We start from the raw sequence: 10,035 nt of genomic DNA on the forward strand, positions 1-10,035 counted from the left end.
TCAAATGCTCTTTTGCTAAAGCACTTGTCTGCTGCACACCTCTTTCTGTCAAGGGGCGAGAGAAGTCGCTTTCTGCATAAAATGATGCCTCACCATGCCTGGAAATAAAGAGCTTCATCGCTACTTAATCTCATCCAGAAGCTTGTCTTTAGCTTTTGCTTGCGGCCAATCAGAAAATGGATAGGGCTTCACTTCACTTGCGTAGCTCAGGAATTCACTAATTTGTTTTAGGTACAAGCCCAAAGTCCTACCGGCATCTTTTAAAGATTCACTAGGCTCTCCCGTTGAAAGCTTTAACACGGTTTGAACGAGAGCGATTACAACCAAAACAATATCAGTAAGACTATAAATCAAACAAAAAAGGATCAAATATAAAACTTTTATCACGCGCTACACCTCGTGCTTTGCTAAAGTAAATTCAACATCAGTATTCTGCTCACCAGACATCAATTTTTCGATGATAACTGACAAAGGTACCTGTTTGTAAATCATCATATATAAGCCCTGTACTAATGGCATATATATATCGTTATCGTCCGCATAGCGCTTAACCTGAGCCAGAGTATTCACCCCTTCCGCAACTTCACCCAACTCCTCTACGGCCTGCTCCAAGGTTTTCCCTTTACCAAAGGCATAACCCACCCGGTAATTCCTACTTAGCGGGGAACTACAGGTCGCAATCAAATCACCCACGCCCGACAAACCTAGGAAAGTGAGCGGATTAGCACCCTGCGTTTGCGCAAAGCGCCCCATTTCAGCCAGGCTTCGTGTAAGCAGCATGGCAATCGTATTCTCACCCAAACCCTTGGCTGCAGCGACACCCGCCATAATAGCGTAAATATTCTTCAACGCGCCGCCTAACTCAACACCATAAACATCAGCACTGGCATAGACTCTAAAATAGGAGCAGCCTAGTGCATCCTGAACACCCTTTCTTAAGTCTGAGGACTCGCTTGCAATCACCGTGGCCGTTAGCTCATGTTTGGCTATTTCCTTGGCTAGGTTTGGCCCGCCCATAACGCCCACCTGAAAACCGGGAAGCTCTGCCCGCAAAATATCACTCATCAGGTTTAGTGTGCCCGGCTCGATCCCTTTTGTAGTGCTCACCACCCATTGATCAGGCTTAAGATAGGATTTTGCATTTTCTACAACTGCCCGAAAAGATTTACTCGGCACGGCAAAAAATACGATATAGGCATTGTCAACGGCGTCACTTAAGCTCGTTGTTGGAATTAGGTTTTCATGCAAGGACAAATCAGGCAGATACTTGGTATTAACCCTGGTTTGAATAATGGACTCTACGGATTCTTCACTGCGCATCCATAAATATGTCTTAATCCCGGCTTCGGCAGCAATATTAGCAATCGCAGTTCCAAAACTTCCACCACCCAGAACAGCGATAGCCGATTTGCTATGTGACATGATTTAAGATCTCTTGTTTAGTTGATTAGACTTGTTTGCCAGCTCTTTTTGCTGCAAGACAATAATAGAAGGTCACAAGAGAAACCTGAAGCAGGAAAGCCAAAATACTTTGCTTCCTGACATAATATTAATAACTAAGCTTTATTCACCTTAGCCCGCAACAAAGGCCTGTTCCTCTACATCGCCTTCAAGTGTCGCCACTAAGTCTTTGAACTGTTCACGGTTGTGCTCGTTCAGGTTCATCAAAACCTTGTGAGCATTGAGAACATTGGTTCTTAATTCTTCTTCGGTAATATCTTGGGGTGCCAGCTCAGTCAGTCGTTGGCTCGAGTCTGCCGGTTCAGTTAGAATAAGATAGACACTTTCGAAGCCCATTGTCGTTATGACACGAGTAATGTCAGGGTTAGTCGATACAATGGAAGGCAAGAAGTGGCTTTTTTGCTTCGCCTGAATAGCCAAGCGAGCAAGCAAACCTAAAGTGGTACTGTCAATTAAAGTCGTCTCACTCAAATCAACAACGATTGATGCAAATTCAGGGTCAGACGTCATTGCTTCAATAGCAGAGTCAATCGTTGAGCAAAGATTCAATCGAACCTCTCCCACCAATTTCAACACATAAACGCCGCTGCATTCTGCTTGTAGTATTTTACATTTAGACATAGTCGCTCAACCTTTAATGCTTGTGATTGACATATTCAATATGGAACGTATGTTCTGCATATCGCTACCTTTTACTTCCGTCACTGACTGCACTCACCGAAAGAAAGGCAATATCATCAGGTATTTCTTTTAAGTCGTCCAAGCCTAAGGAAGAGAATAGCTCCGCTACACCCGCCCTGTTTTCTGCTACAACGTCCAGTAGTAGCTGTTCCTTATCATTCAAAGTCTCGCCGGGCATCACCTCGAGAATACCGTCAGAAAATACCGTGATTCGAAATTCCGGTGTAATTTTCCGATGGTAGACTTCGAATTCTGGCTCAGGAAATAAACCAACGGCCATTCCTTTACCTTCTAAATACTCTGCCCGCCCTTGCTCACAATATACTGGCATAGGGAAATGCCCTCCTACCGAATATCGTAATTCCTGGTTTTTCTCATCGAGAATACCTGCAAACATCGTTACATGCTTTCCCAAATCACTTGCCAACAGCTCAAGATTAACACGCTTCAAGAAATCATTCGGACACGAAATCTCATCACTAGAGCCGCGTTTAAAGTTACGCTTTAAACGCATCGTCAGGTTTTTCAGCAATACCGTCACAAATGCAGACGATGCACCATGACCAGAAACGTCGGCAAAATAAAATAAGCTACGATGATCGTCAAGATTAAAATAGTCTAAGAAATCGCCGCTTAAGTACAAAGATGGCATCACTCGATGCTCAAAGAAAATATCGTTCACTTTCTTTTCATTTTTTGGCAGCATTTTCTTTTGAATTTGCAAGCCGGCTTTTTGGTCAGCCCTCAATTCCTGGAGACCCGCGCTCAGTTTCTTATAGCCTTCTTCAAGCTCTTTCTGTAAATGCTTATTATGCTTACTTAAACGAACCTTCTCTAGGATTCTATCGATCACATGATCAACATTAATATAGTCATTGACAGGTTTTAGAATGTAGTCCGAAGCACCTGCTCTTAAACACGCGACCACATCACCAGAGTTTGGCGTTTCCGATACAACAACCAAAGGGATAAGGTAACTATCAGCCTGACCCAATGATAAGTGAGCAATATCGGCATTGGTTACATCAGCAAACACCAAATCTACTGAAGTACTTGCCAATAACTCGTTTGCGTTATCGATCGTTGATGCAGTTTTTACTTGATAGCCCTTGGCACACAGATAATCTGCCAAGCGTAACAAGTCCTCTTTATGAGGGTCTAGCACCAGAATATGTTCAGCTAGCTGATCCATGATCTATACCTGCCAAACATTATTTAATAAGGTCAATACAATACTCACTAATTAATCACAGCCTTTTTATAACGCTTGATATACAGCGGCTAAGCTTTAAGGCACCCGACATACTATGCCTGGCGCGGCATCAAGGTTAATTTAATAATTCGAGTATAGGACAAGCTGAATACACGTCTAACCAAAACCGAGAATAATTTCATTTTTTCACCGGGACTGGCTAAAGATCACAGACTTACCGTGCGATACGCCAAATTCCTAACGATTTCACTTAAACTGATTAAACCTGCACAAGCATGCTAAAGTAATTAAAGAATTAATATACTTCTGCATAAAAGCTAAGTATTAACATACTCTTTTTATCAAAATATACCTTGAGACTATTCTCATTCATTAGAGTATTCACACTAATTAACAATTGGGGCTACGCTGCTTGAATTTATTGATAGAAGATTTACTTGGGGCGCATAAGAAGCTAATCATGGACCCAGTACACGGTGGCATACCTCTTTTGAGCCACGAAGTGGCCATGGTGGACCACCCTTTATTTCAGCGACTACGCTTTATTTGTCAGAACGATATCCTTTCTCTCGTATTTCCTGGCGCGACTCACTCACGCTTTTTACATAGCGTAGGTGTCATGCATGTTGGCGGGCGCATGTTCCGCGCAATGATTGAAAACTGTCTGAAACGCTGCTCCCAAGAACAGCGTTCAGTGGTAAAAACCGACACACTAGAAGCTATCAGCTACTTTCACAGGCTTGTTCGTTGTGCCTGCCTTCTACATGATGTTGGACATAGCAGCTTCTCGCACCAATTCAATCGAACCCCCTCTATTAAATCCCTTCTTGCTCAAGGAGGACGTTTTGAACATCTTTGGGCAGGCATTGACACCAGCGCTATCTATAAAGATCCGCCAACAATACTCGAGCATGAGCACTTTTCAGTTCGTGCTGCCTGGCAAATACTGCAAGATATCGATAACAAAGCACCAAGCCTGGAACCTTTAGATATTCTGTCTCTGATGGAAACCACCTCAATTTCCCCAAGTGATTTATTTAATCGACACGCTCACGCCCTTTGGCCGCTGATTGCTCCCAGCGACCTGGCGAATAATCCGGACTCCTTACCTGATGAATTCGCCAGCAAATTACAGCATGTTTTATCAAGCCTGGTATCGGGTGAGCTGGATGCAGACCGCGCCGATTACATGCTTCGCGACGGTTTTCACTCCTCGGTCACAATTGGAGGCTTTAACCTGGACCACCTGCTAAGCAATATTCATTTTGGTTGGTGTCCACAAACTAACTGGTTCGGTCTGGCAATTGCGGAAAAAGGCCTAAGCTCTCTAGAAGACTTTGTTTATAGTCGTCACCAAATGTATCGACAAGTCTACGCGCACAAAACAGCTCAAGGCTTCGACTGGCTGCTCCGCGCTGCGATTGATGAAGTGATGCAAAACCCCGAAGTGTCGAGCTTCGTTAACGCCAGTCTGGACAATATTGATAGTTTCAAGTATCTAACAGACAGCTATTTCTGGGAAGCTTTTCGAAAGCACGCTTCGGTTAAGAAAAACTCTTACTCTTCCTGTATTCTGGATAGACATAAGATGCGCTATCTAGCGACACGAGACAACCTCAGCAAAGAAGAAGAGCTTCATTACCTAAATTTCTTATCAAAGGAATTTGGTCACCCTGAGCAGCAATTAGTCTCATCTAGCATTACTGCACGATTCACAAAAATCAAAGATGGTTTTGAAGACATCAAAGTATTAGTATCAGATCATCAAAGACAAGCACCGACCTTAAAATTAATCTCGGATACCAGTCGTTTTTTTGATAAATTTACCGACGAAAGGATTACACACTTTTATCTTAATCCCGTCGACAAGGAAACGTATTAAGTTTACACGATAAGGACCCGGACGTTTAATGAAAACAAGAGATCGAATACTCCATAAAAGCCTGGAGCTTTTCAATGAGCTGGGTGAACCGAATGTCACCACGCTATTGATTTCTGACGAGCTTGATATAAGCCCGGGGAACCTTTACTACCACTTCAAAAGTAAAACTGACATTCTGACGAATTTATTTGAGTGGTTTGAAAATGAAATGGGAGCTCTGTTGGAAGCGCCCAATACAACGCCAGATATCGAGGATCAATGGTTCTTTCTGCACTTGATATTCGAGCACATTGAAAAGTACCAATTTCTTTATAAAGATATCGTCCATGTGCTCGGTCGCCATGACAATATCAAGCTACGCTTCAATAAAATCATTCAAAAGAAAAGGAAAGCTACGCTCAATATTTTGAAGGGACTAGAAGAGCAAGGCAGTATCGAAGCAAATAATGATGAGCTCGAAGCCTTGTGTGAGAATATCGTACTAACGGCAACGTTCTGGATCAATTACTGCATTGTCTCGAGCAACAAGAGTTTGTCTGAAGACATGCTCGCTCGAGGCGTTTATCAGGTTATCTCGCTGGTGGCACCGTTTTTAGATAAAGAACAGCGCCAACTACTCAACGAATTGAAAAAGGCCTACTTGTAGGCCGTTCTTCTAATCATTGATCAAACGATTATTTCTCAGCCAGTTTGGCCTCAAGCTCAGACACACGTTGTTCCAGTTCCGCAACACGATGATTAGTTGGAATCCCTAAGCGCACCAAAGCCGATGATACTCGCTGATCGAAAACACTCTCAAGCTTACCGAAGGTACCGCTGGCTTTCTCTCTAACATCCTCAACACGATCCTCTACCGCCTTGAACTGTTTTTCTACTACGCCACGGGTCAGGCTTTCTATTTCCTCACCTTCCTTTACAAGCTTGTCGAAAATCTTTCCGGTATCTTCTTCAGCTTTATTGTAGGCCCCTAAACCTGCCAACCAGATCTGACGTGCAGACTCTTTGATTTTCTCGGATAGCTGCGAGCTCTGGTCACCATCCTTTATTTGTTTGATCTCATCGCTCTGGTCGATATCTTTTGACATATTTCACCCTCTCGTTCGAGACTACTCAATACGGGTAATCGTGTCGCTATACACCCGGTATTGATTCAGTAACTAGCGTTTAACCAGCCCTGCATTAATAAGATTTTACAATTTAGCCTTTGTTGAATGCAGCTTTATTGTCTATACCCAATAGTATCGATAATAAAAGGTTTATGAAATGGGTTTGATAAGTAAATCGGCACTAATTGATTTAATCGTAGGCTGGTTGACACACGAGCGTCCTCCCAGCAGCATTCCTATGAGTGACTTTGAGCGCACACGCTACGAAATCAAACCTGGCGACGTAATCCTCATCGAAGGTCGTAGCCGAGTGAGTGATGTCATCAAAACCATTACTCAAAGCTGCTGGTCACATGCCGCTCTGTATATTGGCCGGCTTCATGAAATTGAAGACCCTACCACAAGACAAAAGGTTAAAGAATATTTTGACGGGCAACCCGACGTTCAGCTCATTGTCGAAAGTGAACTTGGTATGGGTACGCTAGTCAGGCCGCTATCAACTTACGATAGAGAGCATATGCGCATTTGCCGACCTAGGGATTTAACCTATGGCGATGCTCAAAAAGTAATAAATTACGCAGTCGGCCGACTTGGTACCGACTACGATATTCGCCAAATCTTCGATTTACTACGCTTTCTGTTTCCCTGGCTAGTGATGCCACGAAAATGGCGCTCGAGCCTATTCACCTCACATGTAGGCACCACAACGAAGACAGTCTGCTCAACAATGATCGCAGAGGCTTTTGCTTCAATTCAGTATCCGATTCTTCCCTTGGTCAAGCGCAGCGAGCAACATGAAGTAAAAATCTATCGACGCAACCCCAAACTGTGCACCCCCAGTGATTTCGATTACTCCCCCTATTTCGACATCATCAAATACCCTTTTATGAATTTTGCCCAATCACAACCTCATTACCGCCTATTGCCCTGGGATACGGACAATATTCACTCAGAACACAAACCACACCGCTAAGTGCTGGAGTTCCAGCACAGGCTAATCTCTCGTCGGCTAAAAACCATATCAAAGGTTAGCACGCCAACTTAGAAGAAAATATCATTAAAAAATGCTTGTTTTTTGAGCGATCTGACTAATACTTTGAGTGTCTGATAAGCGAAGTGCAATTATCAGCAATGAAAGACTTTCATGGATACTACTCGCACTATTTACCGGATTCGTATCCCAGCGAATCCGGTTTTTTTGCTTGACCTGAATTAAGAACATACTTCTCTTAGGTAATCTCAAATCCAAGCGATTTAATCAATAACTCTGCTCATGACTCTGCTACACTAAAACTAACAGACTGAATCTTTGTTCATTTATCAATTCTATCAAGTACTATCAGGTTCAGATTTTCAAAACACTCCAATATAAGTACGTTCAGGCACACTACCGGCTCAATGAATATTTCATTCTTAACTATTTCAAATAGTATTGGACTCCTGGCCTTCCTGCTACTCGCAGTATTTATCGCTAGCAAGTATTTACGCAGATCCGTTGATCGTTCCTTACTACTTGCTGCGCTAGCAAGCAGTTTATGGATGGGCGCATTGGTCGCACAAGGCTTAGGCTTTGATGTGCCATTCTATCTACGATACACCTTTGAACTCATTCGCAATGCAGCCTGGTTTGACGTTCTCTACGCGCTCTTGGGGATTAGCTTCATTCCTAACCAACAACAAGGCAGAGACCGCTTTTATCTCAGTTCGGCCATTCTCGCTCTGCTCGCTGCTATGGTCTTTATTACCTTGGCCCAAGGTATCTCAGGCTCACAATGGGTGTCCAGCTATTCGATTCTGTTGTTTCAGGTATCACTTTCTATCGTCGCACTTTTACTTTTAGAACAAGTATGGCGTAGCGCGAATATGTATAGCCGTTCCGGAATCAAATACCTAACCATCGCGATTGGCACCCTGTTCTGCTACGACTTCTTTATGTATTCAGATGCACTCTTGTTTCGCGAGTTATCCGCCCCACTATGGGAAACGCGCGGCGCAATTAATGCCCTGGCCGCTCCTTTTATCGCGTTGACTTTAATGAACAACCAAAAACAAGTCATCGGAATGCACGTCTCACGTCAAATGGCTTTCCATTCGACAACACTGGTGGTCGCCGGAATCTACCTTATCTTAATTTCTGCCGGTGGCTACTATATCAGTGTATTTGGTGGCACGTGGGGTGAAGCTCTACGAATACTGTTTATCGTAATCGGCCTAATAACATTAATACTTCTAATTAGCTCTCCAATTCTACGCGCACGTATAATGGTTTTTATTAGTAAGAATTTTTTCGACTATAAATACGACTATCGCGACGAATGGATCAAGAGTACACGCGCGCTTTCTGATACAGATACCTCCCACCCTCCATCACTACAGGCGATAAAAATCCTTGGCGACTTGGTCGGGAGCCAGTCGGGCGCGATCTGGATTAAAGACGAGGAAGGTTTATTCAAACCCAAAGCACAATACCACCTACCTGATGCAAAGTTCGGAGACATCGACCATCATTCCGAGCTAATAACCTTCTTCACCCAAAATGACTGGATCATCAACCTCGATGAATACATGCTAGACCCAAGCAAATATAAGCTGATCGAAATTCCGGAAAGCATGCTTCACCTCGAGCACCCATGGCTGATTCTGCCCCTTGGGGTCGGTGAAAACCTATCCGGATTAGTCTTGCTATGTGAACCCATCGCAACGATTGACCTAAACTGGGAGAATTACGACCTGTTGAAAATTGTTTCTCAGCAAGCATGTAGCTACATTGTTCAAAGTGACTCTCAGGAAAAGCTAGGTACTGCCATGCAGTTCGAAGCGGTAAATAAAGCATCTGCCTTTCTGGTTCATGATATAAAGACCATTATCGCGCAGCTATCTTTGCTCGTTAAGAATGCCGAAAAGCACAAATCCAACCCTGCTTTTGTTGACGATATGATTCGCACGACAAGCCATACAGTCGAGAAAATGGATCACCTGCTACAGCAAATTCATAATCCAAACCAGAACAATGAGGAAGCTTCCGTTGAGCTAGGTGAAATATTGCTAGAGATCTACCAAAGTCATAAAAAATCTAGCCCATCCCCGTCTTTAGAAGCACTTGAGCAGCCAATATGGATACATGCAGACAAAGAACAACTGCGTTCCGCAATAGGGCATATCGTTCAAAATGCCATAGATGCGACCGACAAAGCAGGAGAGGTCTCCATTGCCAGCAAGCAAACTTCCGAGCATATCTTTCTTTTTATACAAGACAGCGGCATTGGTATGAGCGAAGAGTTCATTCAGAACCAATTATTTAAGCCTTTTGAAAGTACCAAAGGCCTTACGGGTATGGGAATCGGCGTGTACCAAAGCCGTGAATATTTAAGAAAACTAGGCGGCACAATCAGCGTCACGAGCCAGATAGAAGTAGGCACCTGCTTCACCTTAAAAATTCCTCTGGCTAAAGGTTAATTCAAGGGTAAAATTTCAATGCTATTTCAAAGACTGTACGGGTAATTAAACGTGAAACGAAAACTTTTAATTGTAGAAGATGATCCTGGCCTACAAAGCCAAATGCGTTGGTGTTTTGAAGGCGTTGACGTACATCTCGCATCAGACAGGGAAGCTGCGTTGTCCATACTCCGTCGTGAAGAGCCACAAGTCGTGACACTGGATCTTGGACTACCTCCAGACCCAGGCGGTTCAAG

10 protein-coding genes are annotated in these 10,035 nt (G+C 43.5%); 5 read left to right on the top strand and 5 right to left on the bottom strand.

Annotated features, from left to right (window positions below; genetic code table 11):
• Nucleotides 1-120: 120 nt before the first annotated feature.
• From A3735_RS15330 to A3735_RS15345, 4 genes are all read right to left on the bottom strand, one after another.
• On the bottom strand, nt 121-387 hold the full coding sequence (locus tag A3735_RS15330; RefSeq protein ID WP_068515237.1) for a DUF4389 domain-containing protein: 267 nt from the start codon (nt 385-387) through the stop codon (nt 121-123).
• A 3-nt stretch (nt 388-390) separates the two neighbouring features.
• Complete coding sequence (locus A3735_RS15335) at nt 391-1,422, bottom strand: NAD(P)H-dependent glycerol-3-phosphate dehydrogenase (RefSeq protein ID WP_068515257.1); 1,032 nt, start codon at nt 1,420-1,422, stop codon at nt 391-393.
• Between the two features lie 150 nt (nt 1,423-1,572).
• Complete coding sequence (locus A3735_RS15340) at nt 1,573-2,082, bottom strand: STAS domain-containing protein (protein WP_068515259.1); 510 nt, start codon at nt 2,080-2,082, stop codon at nt 1,573-1,575.
• A 64-nt stretch (nt 2,083-2,146) separates the two neighbouring features.
• Nucleotides 2,147-3,334: a PP2C family protein-serine/threonine phosphatase gene (locus tag A3735_RS15345; protein WP_068515264.1), complete on the bottom strand. Its 1,188-nt coding sequence runs from the start codon at nt 3,332-3,334 to the stop codon at nt 2,147-2,149.
• Nucleotides 3,335-3,767: 433 nt separating this feature from the next.
• Here A3735_RS15345 and A3735_RS15350 point away from each other — a divergent pair, with 433 nt between their 5' ends.
• Nucleotides 3,768-5,237 (top strand): HD domain-containing protein, encoded by a 1,470-nt coding sequence (locus A3735_RS15350; RefSeq protein WP_231875476.1) that lies wholly within the window; start codon nt 3,768-3,770, stop codon nt 5,235-5,237.
• Between the two features lie 28 nt (nt 5,238-5,265).
• Entirely contained in the window at nt 5,266-5,883 is a 618-nt protein-coding gene (locus A3735_RS15355; RefSeq protein ID WP_068508108.1) for a TetR/AcrR family transcriptional regulator, read from the top strand.
• A gap of 28 nt (nt 5,884-5,911) precedes the next feature.
• Here the strand turns inward: A3735_RS15355 and A3735_RS15360 are convergent, their stop codons facing one another.
• The gene (locus A3735_RS15360) at nt 5,912-6,322 is read right to left on the bottom strand and encodes a phasin family protein (RefSeq protein ID WP_068515273.1); all 411 of its coding nucleotides are present in this window, start codon (nt 6,320-6,322) and stop codon (nt 5,912-5,914) included.
• A gap of 178 nt (nt 6,323-6,500) precedes the next feature.
• On the opposite strand from A3735_RS15360, the gene A3735_RS15365 reads away from it, so the two are divergent.
• From A3735_RS15365 to A3735_RS29015, 3 genes are all read left to right on the top strand, one after another.
• Nucleotides 6,501-7,316: a YiiX/YebB-like N1pC/P60 family cysteine hydrolase gene (locus A3735_RS15365; protein ID WP_068508906.1), complete on the top strand. Its 816-nt coding sequence runs from the start codon at nt 6,501-6,503 to the stop codon at nt 7,314-7,316.
• Between the two features lie 425 nt (nt 7,317-7,741).
• Complete coding sequence (gene prsK, locus A3735_RS15370) at nt 7,742-9,799, top strand: XrtA/PEP-CTERM system histidine kinase PrsK (RefSeq protein ID WP_068515274.1); 2,058 nt, start codon at nt 7,742-7,744, stop codon at nt 9,797-9,799.
• Between the two features lie 51 nt (nt 9,800-9,850).
• A partial coding sequence (locus tag A3735_RS29015; RefSeq protein ID WP_156499700.1) for a response regulator occupies nt 9,851-10,035 on the top strand: 185 nt, incomplete at its 3' end.

The organism is Oleiphilus sp. HI0061 (assembly GCF_001635675.1).